Origin of the sequence: Sphaerotilus natans (assembly GCF_900156335.1) — a bacterium.
Taxonomy (GTDB): domain Bacteria; phylum Pseudomonadota; class Gammaproteobacteria; order Burkholderiales; family Burkholderiaceae_C; genus Sphaerotilus; species Sphaerotilus natans.
Window position 1 is genome coordinate 77,818 of record NZ_FTMZ01000014.1, and the last position, 15,621, is coordinate 93,438.

General features: G+C 67.5%; 22 protein-coding genes. 9 read left to right on the forward strand and 13 right to left on the reverse strand.

From position 1 onward, the window contains the following. Positions 1-4: 4 nt before the first annotated feature. From BW996_RS13260 to BW996_RS13305, 10 genes are all read right to left on the reverse strand, one after another. Positions 5-2,074, reverse strand: coding sequence for a phage terminase large subunit family protein (locus BW996_RS13260; RefSeq protein WP_051631478.1), 2,070 nt, complete (start codon positions 2,072-2,074; stop codon positions 5-7). Continuing rightward, positions 2,071-2,790 carry a hypothetical protein gene (locus BW996_RS13265; protein ID WP_051631477.1) on the reverse strand — a complete coding sequence of 240 codons (720 nt, stop codon included), beginning with the start codon at positions 2,788-2,790 and terminating at the stop codon, positions 2,071-2,073. Before BW996_RS13265 ends, BW996_RS13260 begins: the two co-directional genes overlap by 4 nt. Position 2,791: 1 nt before the next feature. Next, complete coding sequence (locus tag BW996_RS13270) at positions 2,792-3,127, reverse strand: GIY-YIG nuclease family protein (protein WP_037477826.1); 336 nt, start codon at positions 3,125-3,127, stop codon at positions 2,792-2,794. Then, complete coding sequence (locus tag BW996_RS13275) at positions 3,127-3,963, reverse strand: hypothetical protein (protein WP_037477824.1); 837 nt, start codon at positions 3,961-3,963, stop codon at positions 3,127-3,129. The genes BW996_RS13270 and BW996_RS13275 overlap by 1 nt, the downstream gene beginning before the upstream one ends. Before the next feature lie 2 nt (positions 3,964-3,965). Then, positions 3,966-4,709 carry a GREB1-related protein gene (locus BW996_RS13280; protein WP_037477822.1) on the reverse strand — a complete coding sequence of 248 codons (744 nt, stop codon included), beginning with the start codon at positions 4,707-4,709 and terminating at the stop codon, positions 3,966-3,968. Then, positions 4,706-5,404 (reverse strand): ParB/Srx family N-terminal domain-containing protein, encoded by a 699-nt coding sequence (locus BW996_RS13285; RefSeq protein WP_051631476.1) that lies wholly within the window; start codon positions 5,402-5,404, stop codon positions 4,706-4,708. The genes BW996_RS13280 and BW996_RS13285 overlap by 4 nt, the downstream gene beginning before the upstream one ends. Before the next feature lie 2 nt (positions 5,405-5,406). Continuing rightward, on the reverse strand, positions 5,407-5,793 hold the full coding sequence (locus BW996_RS13290; RefSeq protein ID WP_037477820.1) for a hypothetical protein: 387 nt from the start codon (positions 5,791-5,793) through the stop codon (positions 5,407-5,409). Between the two features lie 10 nt (positions 5,794-5,803). Next, a complete protein-coding gene (locus tag BW996_RS13295; protein ID WP_051631475.1) occupies positions 5,804-6,556 on the reverse strand; it encodes a hypothetical protein in 753 nt (250 codons plus the stop codon). After that, a complete protein-coding gene (locus BW996_RS13300) occupies positions 6,540-6,755 on the reverse strand; it encodes a hypothetical protein (RefSeq protein ID WP_037477819.1) in 216 nt (71 codons plus the stop codon). The genes BW996_RS13295 and BW996_RS13300 overlap by 17 nt, the downstream gene beginning before the upstream one ends. A gap of 236 nt (positions 6,756-6,991) precedes the next feature. Further along, on the reverse strand, positions 6,992-9,523 hold the full coding sequence (locus BW996_RS13305) for a VapE domain-containing protein (protein WP_037477817.1): 2,532 nt from the start codon (positions 9,521-9,523) through the stop codon (positions 6,992-6,994). A 496-nt stretch (positions 9,524-10,019) separates the two neighbouring features. On the opposite strand from BW996_RS13305, the gene BW996_RS13310 reads away from it, so the two are divergent. Next, a complete protein-coding gene (locus BW996_RS13310) occupies positions 10,020-10,232 on the forward strand; it encodes a hypothetical protein (RefSeq protein ID WP_037477815.1) in 213 nt (70 codons plus the stop codon). Positions 10,233-10,300: 68 nt separating this feature from the next. Here BW996_RS13310 and BW996_RS13315 read toward each other — a convergent pair whose 3' ends face one another. After that, positions 10,301-10,504, reverse strand: coding sequence for a hypothetical protein (locus tag BW996_RS13315; protein WP_037477813.1), 204 nt, complete (start codon positions 10,502-10,504; stop codon positions 10,301-10,303). On the opposite strand from BW996_RS13315, the gene BW996_RS13320 reads away from it, so the two are divergent. After that, complete coding sequence (locus BW996_RS13320) at positions 10,503-11,090, forward strand: hypothetical protein (RefSeq protein WP_076458946.1); 588 nt, start codon at positions 10,503-10,505, stop codon at positions 11,088-11,090. The genes BW996_RS13315 and BW996_RS13320 overlap by 2 nt on opposite strands. 32 nt (positions 11,091-11,122) lie before the next feature. Here BW996_RS13320 and BW996_RS13325 read toward each other — a convergent pair whose 3' ends face one another. Next, positions 11,123-11,401, reverse strand: coding sequence for a transcriptional regulator (locus tag BW996_RS13325; protein WP_051631474.1), 279 nt, complete (start codon positions 11,399-11,401; stop codon positions 11,123-11,125). Positions 11,402-11,477: 76 nt separating this feature from the next. Here BW996_RS13325 and BW996_RS22495 point away from each other — a divergent pair, with 76 nt between their 5' ends. Together BW996_RS22495 and BW996_RS21360 are read left to right on the forward strand one after the other, a co-directional pair. Then, the gene (locus BW996_RS22495) at positions 11,478-12,092 is read left to right on the forward strand and encodes a S24 family peptidase (protein ID WP_139330878.1); all 615 of its coding nucleotides are present in this window, start codon (positions 11,478-11,480) and stop codon (positions 12,090-12,092) included. Beyond that, positions 12,089-12,463, forward strand: a complete 375-nt coding sequence (locus BW996_RS21360; RefSeq protein ID WP_139330879.1) for a hypothetical protein — start codon at positions 12,089-12,091, stop codon at positions 12,461-12,463. The genes BW996_RS22495 and BW996_RS21360 overlap by 4 nt, the downstream gene beginning before the upstream one ends. Here BW996_RS21360 and BW996_RS13330 read toward each other — a convergent pair. Then, on the reverse strand, positions 12,460-12,684 hold the full coding sequence (locus BW996_RS13330) for a hypothetical protein (RefSeq protein WP_037477809.1): 225 nt from the start codon (positions 12,682-12,684) through the stop codon (positions 12,460-12,462). The two genes, BW996_RS21360 and BW996_RS13330, sit on opposite strands and share 4 nt — an antisense overlap. Positions 12,685-12,840: 156 nt before the next feature. Between BW996_RS13330 and BW996_RS13335 the strand changes: the two genes are divergently transcribed. From BW996_RS13335 to BW996_RS13355, 5 genes are read left to right on the forward strand one after another with little or no spacing between them, the layout of a single operon-like run. Further along, positions 12,841-13,515: a hypothetical protein gene (locus BW996_RS13335; RefSeq protein WP_076458947.1), complete on the forward strand. Its 675-nt coding sequence runs from the start codon at positions 12,841-12,843 to the stop codon at positions 13,513-13,515. Beyond that, complete coding sequence (locus tag BW996_RS13340; protein ID WP_139330880.1) at positions 13,515-13,826, forward strand: hypothetical protein; 312 nt, start codon at positions 13,515-13,517, stop codon at positions 13,824-13,826. The genes BW996_RS13335 and BW996_RS13340 overlap by 1 nt, the downstream gene beginning before the upstream one ends. Before the next feature lies 1 nt (position 13,827). After that, complete coding sequence (locus tag BW996_RS13345) at positions 13,828-14,319, forward strand: hypothetical protein (protein ID WP_037477803.1); 492 nt, start codon at positions 13,828-13,830, stop codon at positions 14,317-14,319. A gap of 8 nt (positions 14,320-14,327) precedes the next feature. Beyond that, positions 14,328-15,242: a hypothetical protein gene (locus tag BW996_RS13350; RefSeq protein ID WP_037477801.1), complete on the forward strand. Its 915-nt coding sequence runs from the start codon at positions 14,328-14,330 to the stop codon at positions 15,240-15,242. Positions 15,243-15,263: 21 nt separating this feature from the next. Beyond that, entirely contained in the window at positions 15,264-15,593 is a 330-nt protein-coding gene (locus tag BW996_RS13355) for a YfdP family phage-associated protein (RefSeq protein ID WP_037477799.1), read from the forward strand. The last annotated feature ends 28 nt before the right edge of the window (positions 15,594-15,621 follow it).

Consider the following 15,621-nt stretch of genomic DNA (forward strand, 5'->3'; position numbering starts at 1 on the left):
AGGGTCATCCGCCGAATGGGCGGGGCTGGATTCGGCCGGCGGCCCGGCCAGGGTTGAGGCGTGCAGGCATGGGGACAGCGGGTGCTGCTGGGACGACAGGTGCCGCGGTCGGGATCAGGCTGGCGTCGTCTTCGACGGCGATCACGATCGGCTCGCTGAACAGGTCCTGCGGCGGTTGTACACGCTCCTCGAGCTGGCGCCAGTGTTCGGCGGTGTAGCCGCTCAGGCCCATGCATTCGGCCGCGTGGTGGGCGTAGCGACGGCAGTCGCGCACTTCGACGCGCTTGCGCATGCGGATCCAGCGGTCGACGACGCCGCGGTTGCTGCGCACCGGCACACGGGTCTTGCCGGTGAGCTGGGCATACCACTCGGTCGGCAGGCCTTCGGCGTAGTGCAGATAGCCCGGGCCCGGCTTCTCGACGCCGAGCTGCCCGTGCAGCAGGTCTTCAGCGGCCTGCGTGCCGATGTGCCAGAGCTTGACCCCGTTCGGCCAGCGCTGGCCGCGCCAGTTGACCTCGACCGCCTTGGCGGGGCCCTTGACCGGCATCTTGACGTCGTCGTCGCCCTTGATCGCGCGGATGTTGAGGATGCCGGCGTGCTGGCGCACGAAGTTGTAGACGGCGTGGGTGGCATAGCCGGAGTCGATGCTGATCGACTCGATGCCCAGCGTGCCCCCGTGCCAGGCCTGCCGGTAGCGCCGCTGCAGGTACAACGCGGCGTTGGTCCAGAGGTCTTCATCGACCGAGGGGTTGCCCTCGATGATGTGGTGATCGATGACCCACGACTCGAGGCCCCGGGCCCAGCCCCAGACCCCGATTTCGATGCGGTCCTGCTGGACGTCGATGCCGGCGGTCAGGACCAGCGCCCCGACCGGCACGATGCTCAACCGGTGCTTGTTGGCCTGGCGCTCGAGGGCATGCTCGTCGCGGCGCTGGCCGATGACTTCCCACGCTTCGCCGTAGGTTTCGTTGACGAGGGTGATCATCAGCGAGTTGTCGCCCGCCTCGGCGGCGCTGGCCGCGCGCTCGTGGTCTTCAGCGATCGAGGACCAGGTGCGCTGAGGCGAGTAGGCCGACCAGATCTGTGCCCCGACGATGCGCGGCGGCCGAATCTCGTCGCCAGCGGCATCGGTCCAGCGACCGGCGCCGAGGTACCGGATGCCGGTGCGGATGCAGACCCATGTGCCCTGCATCGGCTCGCCGCCGACCAGGTACTGCGACTGGGTGATCGGCTCGAGGCAGTGGGGGCAGATGTGCACCACCGTCTCGGGCTTGCCGGGCTGCCACTGCAGGCCGGCCTTCGTGCGCGTGCCATCGGGCGCGATGCCCGTCAGCAGGGGGTGCTCGACCCCACAGTGCGGGCAGACGATGTGGTAGCGCATGTCCACATGCGACTGCTCGCACGCCAGCGTGACGTGACAGGCCCCGCGGGTGCCCGGCGTGCTGCCGCCGACGAACTTCGGGAATGGCGCCCCCTCGAGCCGGCCGAATGCCAGGCTGCCGGGGTCGCCCTGCCCCTCGATGCTCTGATCGAAGGCGGACCACTCGTCGAGGATGGCCAGCGCGACCGTGATGCGGCGGTAGGCACGCGCGGCCTTGCCTCCCAGCAGGTGCAGCACCGCGCCGATGAACTGCTTGAGCTTCAGCGTGTCCAGCGCACCGCCTTTGCGCCGGGAGGCGCTGACGGCATCGACCAGGTCGAGCACGGGCTCAAGCTCGGTGCGCACGTAGCTGTCCCGGTCGTCGTCGGTCGGCTGCCAGAGAGCCACCTTGCGGCGCAGGTGCTCGACGTAGTAGCAGATGAGCGCGGTCAGGATCTTGGTGTAGCCGACGCGTTTCGACTTCTTGATGTTGACCCGCTCGACTCGGTCGTCGCTCATCCAGTCCATGAGGCCGACCTGGAACGACCAGCACACCCAGGCGCCGACCTTGTGGCTGGAATCGGCGTCGAGCTCGAAGTGCTCTTCAGCCCAGGCGCTGAGCGTCATCCGATCGATGGCGCCCGCCAGCTCGGCTCGCTTGCGAAGCAAGCGCTGGATGGCCGCGCGGGTCTCTGGGCTGATGTTGCGGGTCACGGCGCGTCGCCCTCCTCGCCATCGATGTCGTCAGCCGGGTCGATGTCATCGACCTTCAGGGAGCCGACCCGGTCCTTGATCTTGTTGCGTGCGGCGTTGACGCAGGTGAGCACCGCCTGGCGTGCGGGCTCGGGCAGGTCGGGGGCGACCTTGACCAGCGCGGCGTCGATCTGCTCGAGCTCGCTGACCATGATCTCGATGGTCTTGGCCAGCACATCGCCGAGCAGTTCGATCGGAGCAAACTCACCGCGCAACTGGGCGTTCTGCAGGGCGAGACGGTCGGCGCGTTCGTTTGTCTCACGGATCCGTGCGGCGACCAGGCCTTCTTCCCCGTTGACATCGGCGCGGCCGGCGGCCTCTTCGCGCAGCTTGCGGATGTAGCGCACCCGGATCTGGTCGAGGGGCGTGGTCTTGTGGCTGATGCCCCACTCGGCGAGCAGTTCGCGCAGGCGCCGGTCGCTGATGTCGAGGTAGTGCGCGATCTCGTCCTGGGTCTCGGGCTGGGCGCGCTTGAGCTGTTCGCTCAGCCGTGCGACTTCGGCGCGCAGGTGCTCGATGTAGGTCCCGATGATCGTGCCGGGGTGGTAGATGCCGGGGCTCACACGCGGGACGATGCCCGCGCTGGCCAGCCGGGTCAGCTCGGCAGGGCTCATCCGCAGGATCTGCGCGGCCTGGTCGTGGCCGATGGTGCCGGCCGGGGGTGCTGCAGTTGCCATGTCAGGCCTTCTTGAGGTCGCCCGCGCCCTTGGCGGGGTCGTGGATGTTGTAGATGGTGGCGGCGTGCTGGTGGCACTCGGCGCTCTCGCGGTCGCGCGCCAGCGGCTCGCTCGGGTAGCTGTCGACGATGACCATGACCGGCTGCAGGCCCTCGGCCAGCAGCTCATGGATCCAGCGCTTCTTCGCGGTGTTCTGACGCTCCTCGCTCTCGCGGATGTGCTCCTTCAGGCGCGACTTCGGCGCGCCGGTCTTGCCGACGTAGCGCACGACCCGGTCACGCGGGTCGACGAGGTGGTAGACGTGCGTCGGCTTGGCGCGGGCCCGGGTGGTGCGCATCAGAGGACCTCGATCCCGTCCAGGCGGCCGGCCTCATCGAACATCCACCGCTCGGTGACCTGCCGCTGTTCGGCCGAGTCGGTGAAGCGGTAGAGGATCGACTCGTCGTCGTCACGCACCCAGGTCAGGCCCGTGAGCGTCTTGGTGGCCTCGCGTCCCGGCTCGGGACAGCCGGCCAGCAGCAGCGCCATGCCATGGTTGCAGTGGCGCTCGAGCGCGGCACGGTCTCCATCCATGGCGGCCTGCTGCACCGCGTAGAACAGGACGACGGGGTCCACGTCGACCAGCGGTGGGCTGTATGCATCCGGCCGCGTCGGCACGGGCCGCGGCGGGATGTGGCCAAGGTACTGCGCGACAACCTTGTTGCGCATGCGGCTCCACCAGTAGACGCCGCCGGCGCCGGCCAGCAGCAGGAGCAGGATGCCGCCGAGGCCGATCAGCGGGCGGTCGATCACCGTCGTGCCGGCAGCGGCCTGAGCTCCACCAGCAGCAGGTGCAGCAGCACCACCGCCGGGCGCGATGACGACATCCGGGCCGGACAGCGCGTTGCCGACCATGGTGCCGACAGCCGCGCCTGCCAGGCCGCCCACGAAGGCCGAGCCGGCACCGGAGCGGCTCGGCTCGGTGCGGGGCAGCGGGGGGTTGTAGCGGGGCGCGGGTGGTGCCGGCGGGGCGTAGCGCGGCGGGACGTAGCGCGGCGCGGCAGGCACAGGCATCGAGCGTGCCACTGTGCTCGACGATCGGCCCACGGACACGCCGCCGCCGGCGCGGGCGTGGGCGGTGCCGACAGTCGCAGCCAGGAACAGGCCGGCCAGGATGATGGAGGTGGTTCGCATGATCACAGAGGGTTGCGGATGGTCCGTTGGTACGGGGTCAGCAGCCGCGCGTCACCGCGCGCTGCCTTGATCTGCACCGCCTGGCCGAACATGCGGCGCAGGAACAGGGTGTCCTCGCGCTCGCTGTCCATGGTGCGGTGCTGGGTCTGCCCGCCGGGGCGGGTGAAGGTGCTGCCGGGCGCCTGGGCGAAGTGGAATCGCATGTCTACCCAGGCGCGCCGGTGGAAGAAGGCGTTGAGCAGGTTGATCCAGTGCGACTCGGCGGCGGTCGTGCGCTCGGTGAAGTAGAGGTGCGGCGAGCGCAGCAGGCCGAAGGCGCTGGCGTTGATGTAGGTGGTCAGCTCGATGGGCTTGTGCGGGTAGTAGTGCTTGGCGTTCGGGGTCGCGTTGAAGCCGAACAGGTAGCACCCGGCCGCCCGCGCCGCGGCGGCAGTGGACTGGATCAGCGCGGCGCACTCGCGCGGGGTGAGGTGCTGCTCGCGGTTGTTGCCCGGCAGGTACAGCCGCGAGGCGAAGGCGATGTCGTCGTCGAGCATGAACAGGTCGCCGAACCGCGCGTACAGCCACTGGCGCTTGGCGGCCAGGTTGCGCAGCGGCGGGTGCGTCTCGACCTCGATGTCCGGGTGCGCCTCGCGGTAGGCGGCTGCCTCATCCTCGGGCACCGACAGGATCGCGCCTTCGACGCGGGTCAGCACCGCGCCGGCGCGGCCGGCCGAGGGGATGACGATGTGCAGGGGCTCGCTCATGCCAGCAGGCTCCGCAGCTGCTGCACCGTGATGACGTTCGGCGTCAGGATCTTGACGTCGCTGTAGGACTGGTGAGGCCGGTTGAGGCCCAGCCGCTGGCGGATCCAGGCCTCGTCGATCTCGTTGTCGCAGACGATCACGAACGCCTGGTGGTGCTCGGCGTACATCGGGACGATCGGCGCCTGGCCGGGCGTGCGCTTGTCGGCCATCTCCTCGCGGTAGGCGGCCTCGTCGGCCGGCATCTCGCGCGCGGTGGTGCGCTGCTCGGCGCTGCGCATGGTCTCGGTCGTCGTCGGCGGGCCGGCCTGCGGCAGCAGGTCATCCAGGCTGATCCCGAACTGGGTGATGTCGACCTCGGTCGAGCCGGCCAGGTGCTGCAGCTCGTGCAGCAGCATGGCGTCGTCCCAGACCGACCCGTCGGCGATCTGGTTGTCGGCGATGACGAAGGCCCGCTTCTTGTCGTCCGACCAGCCGCGCACCACCTTGCAGGGGATCTCGCCTAGATCGGCCCGGATTGCGGCCGTGGTGCGTCCGTGCCCGGCGAGGATCACGTCGTCTTCGTCGATCACGACCAGCCCGTTGAAGCCGAACTCGCGGAAGCTGGCCTCGAGGGCGGCGAGCTGCTCAGCAGGGTGCAGGCGGCTGTTGTTCGGGTGCGGCTTCAGGTGCCGCGGATCGCGTGCTTCGATGTCCATTTTCAGACCTCTCCGATACCGGAACCCCCCTTGGAAGGGGCTGTGAACAGGGAATCACTGGGCGTCGAACTACCCGCAGCGCAGGTCGTGGGAAGGACCCGGGCCGAAGGGGTGGCGCAGGGGAAATCGAAGGCCGTGGGCTCTTCGTCGGGGCCGGCCGGGGTTGCCTCGCTCAGGTCGGCGCCGCCTGCCCTGCCACCGCGCGCGCCCTCATACCTCGAGCGCTCAGGGGTCAGCTCGCCTGACCCGTACTCGCAGGCCTGCAGCCACCAGGGGGAGGCCATGGTGCGCAGCACCTTGATGACCAGGTCGCCCTGCGATGTAGTGCGCCGGTTGATCTCGACCCCGATGTCACCGGCAGGGGTGCGCCATGCGTCTCCGTTGGCCATGGGATCGCCCTCAGAACAGCGAGCGCTGGGCGCCCGGTCGGTTGAGTCGCTGCACGACCTTGGCCAGCGAGCGCATGACGTTGGAGGTCAGTCGCTGATCGACTGTGCGCTGGGTGATCTGCTCCAGGTTGATGCGCTGGGCATAGCGGACCGACCGCACGAACACCAGCACCGGCGTGACGGTGCGGCCCATGAACTCCCGTTGGTACACACCAGGCGCTTTGCCCTCGCCCACGCGGCGCAGGAAGAAGCGGCCGCCGGCCCGCCTCTGTGCGTTGATCTGGCTGCGTGCATTGGTGCTCATGGCACGGTCGAAGCCGCCCACGCGCTGCACCTTTAGCTGGCTCAGGATCTGGGTGATCTGGCTGGGGCTCATGTTGCCGTAGCGATCCAGCGTGGCGCCGGCGCCTGGGACGCAGTACCAGCCCGCCGGCAGCAGCCCCGCCTTCTGGAGCGTGTCTTCGATCGCCTTGGCTGCCTTGCGGCTGCCGCCCTGGGTCTGCGGGCGCATGAAGTACGCCGCCCGATCTTTCACATCCAGCTCGGCCACCAGCTTCTGAGCTGTGGCGGGCACCAGGAACAGCGAGCCCAGCGCGAACGGGGTCGGCCTGTCGAACTGGGTCCGCATCTCGGCGATCACGGCCTTCTCGGCGTCGCGGCCGGTCTGCGTCAGGGCATCGGCGATGCCTCCGAAGAACTCGCTGTCCACCAGCCCCGAGAACACGCCTCGCAGCGCGTCAGCGCCTTCAGCGGTCATCTTCATCGTCCATCCCCTTCGGAGGGCTCTGCGCGGCCTCCTGCGCGGTTCTGGAGGCCGCCAGTGCGGCTCCAGCTTCGATCGATTCCCGGAAGTCCGGGCACAGCCGCCACATGCACCGCAACTGCACCCGGTGCCGCTCCGGCCAGGTCAACACCCAGGCCGCGATGCTTTCCGGGCTCTTCAGATCCAGCAGCACCAGCACCTCTCTTCGATCCGTCCAAGCGTCCAACCCTGGGGGGTCTGGGGTTGGACGGATCTAACTTATTGATTTCATTCACTTCCGTCCAACCGTCCAAGCGTCTAGGCATGAAATGCACACCCACACATGCACACATGCGCACCTGTGCGCCCGCACCTGCACGCACGCCTACGTGTGTGCGCAGGAGAAAACCGGTTAGACGGTTGGACGGTTGGACGGAACCCATACGAATCAACGACTTACACACGTCCAACCCCCAGACCCCCAGGGTTGGACGCTTGGACGGATTCGCGGGGACGGGGCGCGATCGGCGTGCCCGAGGGTGTGTATCCGGGGCGGATGTAGCGGTACCCGCGATCGCCTGCTGCGTCGCGCTTCTTCGCCCAGCCGAGCCGATGCATGATCACGCCGATGCGCGAGGCCATCTGCCGACCGCTGTCGATCTTGTCGATCTGCACGTTGAGGGCGCGGGTCAGCAGCTCGAGCGAGGTGTAGGCGTGCTGCACCTGCCTGGTGTTGGCGTGGTAGTAGCCGCCCGTCTCGCTTTCGTCATCGAGCCAGACGTGCACGCGGGTCATCCATGGGTCCTCGATCTCGCGGGCGCGCTGCTCGGGCTCGATGTACTGCTCAGCCTCTTCCCGGGTCGGGTAGTAGCGCTCGCCGGCAGCCAGGCGGTGCATGGCCTCGGCGAATAGCTGCGGCCGCCACTCGGCGAGCTTGTCCAGATCGAGGTCGCGCCGGATGCGGATCGGCCAGAAGCGCCGCGCCCCGGTCGGGTCCTTGAAATACTCGTCCTGATTGGTGGTGCCTGCCAGCACGCAGGACCGCGGTCGATCGACGGCGCGGCGCGCGTAGGGCTCACGGACCCGGTCGACGCGGCTGGTGACGTACTGCTTGACGGCGGTCACCTCCGCCTTGTTGAAGCTATCCAGCTCGGCGACTTCGTAGAGCCAGACGCCAGCCAAGTTGAGCACTGCGTCCTTGTCGCCGATCTTGAGCGGGGTGTCGGCGAAGGACTCGCCGGCCAGGACACGCAGCGCGCTGGACTTGCGCCGGCCCTGCTTGCCCTCGAGGATGATCATGTGGTCCATCTGGCATCCGGGCACCAGCACCCGCTGGACCATGCCCATCAGGAACCAAGTGCCGACCATCGTGTGATACGTGTCGTCCCGGGTGCTGAGGCACTCGTGCAGCCAGTGGCCGAGCCGCTCGGTCCCGTCCCACTGGAGCGACTGCAGCCAGTCGCGGACCGGGTGGCGTTTGTTGGCCATGCCCACCATCGCGACGCCCGCCGCCAGCGTGCCTTCGCCCTTGATGATCAGCCCGAAGTTCTTGGCAAGCCACAGGCCCAGCGAGAAGTCGTCGTTCTGGGTCCACTCGCCCAGATCGGGCCCCCATGGCATCGGCTCGAGCTTGGTCAGGCGGTAGGCGAACTCGTCGAAGGCGATGCGACCGCAGAAGTCGGGGTGGTGCGAGAGGATCAGGAAGATGTTCTCGCGGCAGTCCACCAGCTCGCCCTTGCGAGTGATGAGCTGATCCTCCCATTCCTCACCCTCGCGGCGTGCCGGCTTGGATGCGGCCTTGCGTTTCTTCGGGGACGGCTTCTTCGCGTCCTCGCCGGAGGCCGACGAGGGGGGGGATTCGGGCTCTGCAGGTGCTGCAGGGGGCATTTCTCCCCCTTCAATGGCTGGCGCCGGCAGGGACGGCGCGGCGATCTCTGCTGCCTCGTCCAGCAGGTCGGTGACGACGGGCATGATCAGCGCCTCGACGTGATCGAGGCCGACCGCCTGGTGCAGGTCGTTGAAGTCGGTGCCGGTCTCCGGCAGATCGGTGGGCAGCACCATGACGGCCAGGCCGGTCTCGGTGCATGCGGCGCGCACCGCGGCCATCGCGCCTTCGCGGCCCGGGTTCTTGCCCGCGCGCTCGGCGGTCTGGCGGTCATCGTCAGCACAGACCACGATCGGCAGCGCCGGCCAGCGCTGGCGCACAGCCGCAGCGATCTTGACCAGGTTGCCGGCGTCGAAGCAGACCAGCACCGGCAGGCCGGTGGCCTCGTGCACGCTGGCGGCGGTCGCGAAGCCTTCGGCCAGCAGCACCACGCTGGCGTGGTTGAGCTGATCGAGCCCCGCCAGGCCGAGCAGATAGGCCAGCTCCGACTTGCGGCCACCCGGCAGGAATCGCTTCTCGGCGCCGATGCGCTGCACGTTGAGCAGCACGCCATCGGCGATCGACAGCATGGGCACCAGCAGCGTGCCATCGCGCAGCATGCGGGCCCCGTGCGCGTGCGCGAGGCCCTTGCGGGTCAGGTACGGCGCGCCCTCGAGCGTGGCCGGCTGGGCGTCGCTCCAGAGCTCGCGTGCATCCCGGGCTGCGCGGTCCGCGCGCTCGCGGTACTCGGCCTCGGCGCGCAGGCGCTCGGCCTCCTTCCGGGCGCGATCGGCCGCCAGTTTGGCCGGGTCCGGCGGGGCCGCGCGCTCGCCGGCCTCGGGGAAGCGGAATCCGTTGTCCTTCGCGACGCCGAACAGCGTGCCGATGCGCACGCGGGTGACCGCACGCGCGCTGCGCCAGGTGCTGCGGTCCTCGGCCAGGTCAAGCTTGGACCGTGAGCCGGCCCAGTCCATCCAGATGTCCTTGCCGCGCTCGCCGAGCTCGCTGTAGATCGCCATGGCCAGGCGGGCGCGCTCGTTGTGCCCGCAGTCTGGCGAGATGTGCGACAGCGCCTGCTCGATGAGCTCGGGCGTCGCCTCCGGGTAGTCGTGTTGGTGTGCCATGTCGTTTGTGTCTCGACCCGTGCCCGGCGTGCTCTGTGGCGCGTCTCGTGGCCGGGGGTTGGTGGTGCTGGCCTGTCAGTGGTCCCCGGGGAAAAAGCCGCCCCGGGGCCGCTGGAGGCGGCGCACCGGGGCGATGAACGCAGTCGCTCCAGACTGCGGCGAGACACAGCGCAGGCACAGCGCTGTTGGGTGGAGCGCTGCAGCTCCCTGACCATGCGCGGTCCCCCGAACCCCTCGAGGGGAGGCAGCAGCGCTCCGAACGGAAAAGAGACCCGTCCGGCGAGCGGACGGGTCAAGACTGGCGACCGCCATCAGCGGTCGGATCCAGCAGCAGCAGTCGAGGTGAGGCCCGGCCGGGTCCGAAGAGAGGTGATGTGACCACTCGCACGCCCCATGCATGCGGGGGGTCTGGCCGGGCCTCGAAAGGGCGGGCGCTCTGCCCAAAGTCGCAGAATGGAAGTTCCAGCAACCGCCTGAAACTTTGGGAGAGCTACCCATGAACTTGGACGACCACAAGATCGACATCCCGTGCCCGTCATGCGGCCGCAAGCGCGCGGAGACGATCAGAAAGCTGAAGACGAATCCGAAGCTCACCTGCGTCTGTGGCACGGTCATCGACGTCGATGCCAAGCAGCTGACTGCCGGGCTGAAGGGCTTCGAAAAGTCGATTGCGGATCTCGAGCGAACGCTCCGCCGCATCGGCAAATGACTTCAGCTCAGCCTGGATCTGCGCGGAGTCTTCGAGGACCAGCTTGAGGCTGTAGGCCTGAGGGGCGGTCATCGCGCCGCCCCTTGGCTTTCATACCGACGAACTTCGGTCATCAGCATCACCAGGTCTTCCTGCGTGAGCAGGAGGCGCAGCACTTCCCCCTGCACTTCGAGGTTGAGGCCGAAGTGCGGCTGACCATCGCAGTTGCACAGGGGGGTGTTGCCGATGACCTTCGCCGGCAGGCGAGTCGGCAGCTTGCAGGTGATGCTCATGCTGACCGCCTGTTCAGTTGAGCAGCAGTTCGACCGCGTCACGGTCGCGGCAGCGGATCACGAGTGCTGCGGCATCCGTCTCCACGGAGACATCCTCGTGCGCCAGGTGCAAGGCGCCGGGGATCAGATGATCAACATCGGAAAAATCCACCACTTCCGTGCATCGGAACTTCTTTTTCAGCTCCGAAGCAAGCAGACTTTTCCCGGCGCCCTGGGGCGCCACGAGAACCACGGTTCTTTCCATCACATCACCTTCAGGAGGTTGGTTATGAGCGAGTTCAGACACGTCTTTCTTCCCTACTGCCTTGAGCGGCAGGCTGACGGCCGATGGGCTGTCTTGAACCGGAAGTACAAGCCGGTCGGGATGCACACAAGCGCCTACGTGAAGTACGAAGACCCGTACCTGATCCGCTTCAAGTCGCCGCTGACCAGCGCGACCCTGCAGGCGCTGTGCGCGCCCGGCAGCGAGTGGAGCGAAACGAAGGTCTGGCTGTACAACGATGGATGCATCCCGACAGACTCGGCTGCGCACTGGACCGCGTACCAGAAGCGGCTGGAGCGCTTGGCGAACCTGCAGATCGTGTGAACCACGGCTGATCAACGGCGCCTGAGGGGCGGTCATCGCGCCGCCCCTTCATCTTCATTTGCCGGCTCCGAAGAGGCCGGCATGCACACATCCATCGCCGGCGCATCAGGGCGCGCCATCAGCTCGGGCCAGATCTCCCACCAGTCGCCCGGGCGCAGCGCCCACCGCATCACGCCGGTCTTCTGCTCAAGCGTCACGCATCTCTTGATCGGTATCCCGTCCCTCCGCCAGCCCGATACGGTGGCAGAGGCGACGCCGACGAGCCCTGCCACGGCACTCGTCCCCCCAAGCTGATCAATCGGATGTTCCATGCGCTCATGATAAGGCGCCGCCTAATCTTTGGCAATAGGAATTGCCTACTTGATGTGAAAAAGTGGAGATTGGGCCATGCTCACAGGCCAAGACCTCGGCGCGGCGATCGAGTCCGCACGCAAGATCAAGAACGTCACGAAGAAGGCCCTTGCGGAACACATGGGGGTCAAGCCTCCTTCCGTAATCGATTGGGTCAAGCGTGGGACGATCGACAAGGAGAAACTGGCAGCTCTCTGGCGGTATTTTTCAGATGTAGTCGGCCCAGAGCACTGGGGGCTAGAGGCTTTTCCGTTTCAGCTCCCCGCCGATTCGCGCGGTTCACCTGGAGCACTGGAAATAAATACAGTACAGGATCCTAGACCAATCTCTTGGGAGGACCTGACTTTGCGCGAGACACCAGACGAGTTCTGGATTGAGGTGCAGGACTGGGCTCTGGCCCCCTACATCTTGAGCCAGGGCGACATGGCGAAAATGAAGCGGAACATTCAGCCGATGCCAACTGACATTGTTCTCGTTCGCGACGCGACGGGGCGAATGTATGTCCGCGAGTACAGAGAAGAGCAAAACGGCGAATGGGTGGCCGCGGCAATAAACCCTGCCTATGCCCACATCACCAGCAAGTCTGGCGGGGAAATTGTTGCTGTGAGCATTGAAGAAAGAAGAATCGGGCGACGTTCCGTCCGTCAATGACCAATCACAATGGGAGAATCATGATTAAAAAACCAACGAAGCCGGAATATGTAATTGCGGCAATCATCTTAATACTTGGGTCAATTTGGGCTTACAACATTCATTCAGAGACTGAAGAAATAAAGGCTGCAGCCAACAGCAATGAAGCCAAACAGATTCAACCGGCAGAAGTTGAGCAGCCCAAGCAGAAATCACCTCTTCTTGAGGCCATGAAAAAAGCATCCCCTGCAAGCAGCACTGAAGAACTTCGGTCTCAAATAGATCAAGTCATTCAGGAGACGGCAAAAGCAGAAGAAGAAAAATGTAAAGCCACACCTGACCCAGAGGCATGCATCATTAAGATTAGAAAACAATTGGGCCTCCAGAATTAGCCAGTTGCTTTTCGCGGTGTCGATGTCTCGCCTGACATCGGCACGCCCCTCCTGAGCAGATCAGAGAGCCATTCCGCCGCGACCGCGTCAGCGTCGTCTGTCATGTGCGCCATCGCACATTGCCCCTGCAGATCCGTGAGCACCTGCGCCCTTGTCGAGGTGTCTGCGGCGCGCCACAGCAGGATCAAGAGCGCTTCCTTGAGATCGTTCACATCTTTCACTTGGCACCTCCTGGCTGCAGTACGCGCGCCTGCCCGCTTCTGCGGCATCCCCCCAAAGAGGGCCCTCGCGTAAAAATTAGGCGCCGCCTATTGTCAAACAGTTAGGCAGGGCCTAATATTCGTTCCATGCACCAAGCCCGGTGCAAGGGGACGAAGATGGCGACGACGAAGACGGCGCTGCAGCCTGTGCAGCGCAACACCGAGGAGCGGCTGGCGCTCCAGGTGCACCGCATCGAGCAGCGGCTCACCGACTGGGGTGTGCTGGCTGAGGCGGGCTACACCGAGCCCGACACCAGCGAGATCCGCGCCGACCTGGCCGCGGCCATGCAGAGCCCAGGCGCCCAACTGGCGGTGAGCTGCTGGCGTGGGTTCTGGCGGGTGGCGGCGGTGGCCGCCCTGTCGGCCTGCGTGCTGACGCTGGCCGGCTGTGGTGGCGGTGGCGGCGATGACGCCGAGCCGGCCCCGATGGCGCCGGCCCGCGCCAACCAGATCCGCGCCGGGCTGGTCGGCCAGCCGGTCGGCACCCTGTCGCCGGTCAGCCTGGCCGAGGCCATCACCCAGGACGTGGTGATCAGCCACCGCCCCGGCCCCCCGGGCACGCTGGCCGCAGCGGCCGACGCCGCGCGAGCCGACTGCGAAGGCGCTCAGAAGGCTGCCCGCCCCTGCGTCATCGTCTCGACAGCGATCGACGGCCAAGGCGCCCAGGTTGGCAAGTGGCTGGCCGCCGACAGCATGCGCGTGACCTTCTGCGACCTGACCCGCAGCACCGCGCTGGAGCTGGACACCGAGCGATGCGCCGCCATCGCCCTGGCGAGCTGGAGGATCCGCTGATGGCCTTCCCTGCCCGCCTGCCTGATTCGCGCGACAGCAGCGCCCCGCGCGCTCGCAGCGCCGAGATCTACCACCTGCACCAGGCCGCCGGCTACGAGGCCGGTGTTCAAGAGCCCGGCTGCTGGGACCACATCGGCCGCCACATGCAAGCCGACGCCGAGCCCGTGCGCCGCACGCCCACTCGCCGCCTGTCGCGGCCCAGCCGCATGGCGCGAATCTGGGCCTGCGTGAAGAGCTACGCCATGGCCGACGTGGTGATTGCCTTCCTGTTCCTCAGCGTCCTCGCCGCAACCGCATTCGGAGTCCTCTGACATGGCCCAGCACATCACCCGGTACGTCGTCAAACGCAACAGCCCTCAGCACGCGGTGCTGCAGCTCGTGCGCCAGCGCGGCGCCATCACCGTCGATCAGCTCATCCAGAGCAACATCTACTCGCCGCACATCAGCGGCGGCTGGGTCACCCGCGTGCAGACCATGATCGACCGCAGCCTGGTCAGCGTGATCGACACCAGCCGCATGGTGTCCAAGGTCTGCGTCGGCGCCAACGACAAGCCCGCGCGGCTGCAGATGACGCTGACGGCCTTCGGGATGTCCGAACTGCGCCGCCTCACCCCGCCCGACGACGACACGGCGCAGGAGCCGGCCCGGCCTGTCGTGCCGCACCCCTACCGCAGAGTGCCGCGCTTCGAGGACCTGCCGATGACGATGGACCGCCCACCGGTGCTGCGTGCCGGCGCCATGGACTTTGCCCGGTGCCCGAGCGTGGTCGGCGAATCCCGCGTCGAGTACGCCCCCCACTGCTGAGCCGCGCGATGCGACACCCTGCACTGCTCACCGCCGCGGTCTGCACCAGCAGCATCGGCATTGGCATGTCCGTGGCCAGCGCGCTCGACCGCGCGGTGACGCCGGCTGACCAGGTGCTGTTCGGCGCCATCGGCGTGGCGGTCACGGCCGGCGCTCACGTCCTGCCCGCCCTGACCCGCACAGCCGTAGGGCGTGCGCTTTGGGGCGCCTGCCTGGCGGTGACGGTCTACGGCCACGCCGGCTACTTCGCCAGCGCGATCGACCGGGCGGGTGAGCATCGAGCCGAGCACGTCGCCGAGGTGGCCACCGTCACCGCGCTGCGTGATCAGCTCCAGTCGATCACCGCCAGGCCGACCGCGACGGTCGCCGCAGCTCTGGGGGCTGCTCAGCGCACCGAGGCTGCGGCCCGAACCGCGGCGATCACCTGCGCCAAGCCCTGCAGCACCCTGCAGGGCCGCGCCACGGCCGCCCGAGCCCGGGTGACCGAACTGGAAACCGAACTGGCCGAGGCGCGGCGCGCCGACGCCCTGCGCGAGCAGCTCACCCAGCAGGCCAGCCAGTCCGATGCGCGCCGCGATGCGGCACGCATTGATCCGGCGGCCGCGGCCATCTCTCGCCTGACCGGCGCTGATGCCAGCACGGTGCAGACCTCGGTGCAGCTGCTGTCGGCCTGCCTAGTCGAGCTGCTGGCCGCACTGCTGTGGTCGCTGGCTCTGCGGCCAGCGATCACCGGCGAGGTCAGCGTCGTGGCCCGGACCAACCTGCAGACCGCTGCGGTGCGGCGCAAGCACTTCTCCCCCTTCATTGAGCTGCGCGCGGCGTGGTCGAGTTGGCGCGGCGCCCTGGGGCGCACTGCCAAAGCCCGAGACCGCCCAGCAGGGATTGAGCCCAGCGCGCCATGGCCGCGTCACGCCACCCCCTGACATCCCCACTGCCCCGAACCCATGAGCAACATCACCCGCACCCTCGCCCACATCGACCGTGGCGCCTACCTCTCCCGGCTCGACGATGACCTGACCAACGCGGTCAAGGAAGCCCAGGAGCACGGCAAGGCCGCCTCGCTCACGATCAAGGTCACCGTCAAGCCGGCCAGCCGCGGCGGCGCGCTGCAGATCAGCGCCGAGCACACCGTCAAGACGCCGAAGCCGGCGCCGGCCGACGTGCTGCTCTTCGCCGACGACGCCGGCGACCTGCACACCAGCGACCCGCGCCAGGCCGCGCTCGAGCTGCGCCAGGTCAGCTCGGATGTCACCCCGATCAAGACCGTCGGCTGAGCCGACACCCACCATCCCACTGGAGCCC

Coding starts and splice junctions, on each gene's coding strand:
- BW996_RS13265 (WP_051631477.1), bottom strand. CDS start 2,790: ATGGCAACTGCAGCACCCCCGGCCGGCACCATCGGCCACGACCAGGCC.
- BW996_RS13270 (WP_037477826.1), bottom strand. CDS start 3,127: ATGCGCACCACCCGGGCCCGCGCCAAGCCGACGCACGTCTACCACCTC.
- BW996_RS13275 (WP_037477824.1), bottom strand. CDS start 3,963: ATGCGAACCACCTCCATCATCCTGGCCGGCCTGTTCCTGGCTGCGACT.
- BW996_RS13280 (WP_037477822.1), bottom strand. CDS start 4,709: ATGAGCGAGCCCCTGCACATCGTCATCCCCTCGGCCGGCCGCGCCGGC.
- BW996_RS13285 (WP_051631476.1), bottom strand. CDS start 5,404: ATGGACATCGAAGCACGCGATCCGCGGCACCTGAAGCCGCACCCGAAC.
- BW996_RS13290 (WP_037477820.1), bottom strand. CDS start 5,793: ATGGCCAACGGAGACGCATGGCGCACCCCTGCCGGTGACATCGGGGTC.
- BW996_RS13295 (WP_051631475.1), bottom strand. CDS start 6,556: ATGAAGATGACCGCTGAAGGCGCTGACGCGCTGCGAGGCGTGTTCTCG.
- BW996_RS13305 (WP_037477817.1), bottom strand. CDS start 9,523: ATGGCACACCAACACGACTACCCGGAGGCGACGCCCGAGCTCATCGAG.
- BW996_RS13310 (WP_037477815.1), top strand. CDS start 10,020: ATGAACTTGGACGACCACAAGATCGACATCCCGTGCCCGTCATGCGGC.
- BW996_RS13320 (WP_076458946.1), top strand. CDS start 10,503: ATGCTGACCGCCTGTTCAGTTGAGCAGCAGTTCGACCGCGTCACGGTC.
- BW996_RS13315 (WP_037477813.1), bottom strand. CDS start 10,504: ATGAGCATCACCTGCAAGCTGCCGACTCGCCTGCCGGCGAAGGTCATC.
- BW996_RS13325 (WP_051631474.1), bottom strand. CDS start 11,401: ATGGAACATCCGATTGATCAGCTTGGGGGGACGAGTGCCGTGGCAGGG.
- BW996_RS22495 (WP_139330878.1), top strand. CDS start 11,478: ATGCTCACAGGCCAAGACCTCGGCGCGGCGATCGAGTCCGCACGCAAG.
- BW996_RS21360 (WP_139330879.1), top strand. CDS start 12,089: ATGACCAATCACAATGGGAGAATCATGATTAAAAAACCAACGAAGCCG.
- BW996_RS13335 (WP_076458947.1), top strand. CDS start 12,841: ATGGCGACGACGAAGACGGCGCTGCAGCCTGTGCAGCGCAACACCGAG.
- BW996_RS13340 (WP_139330880.1), top strand. CDS start 13,515: ATGGCCTTCCCTGCCCGCCTGCCTGATTCGCGCGACAGCAGCGCCCCG.
- BW996_RS13345 (WP_037477803.1), top strand. CDS start 13,828: ATGGCCCAGCACATCACCCGGTACGTCGTCAAACGCAACAGCCCTCAG.
- BW996_RS13350 (WP_037477801.1), top strand. CDS start 14,328: ATGCGACACCCTGCACTGCTCACCGCCGCGGTCTGCACCAGCAGCATC.
- BW996_RS13355 (WP_037477799.1), top strand. CDS start 15,264: ATGAGCAACATCACCCGCACCCTCGCCCACATCGACCGTGGCGCCTAC.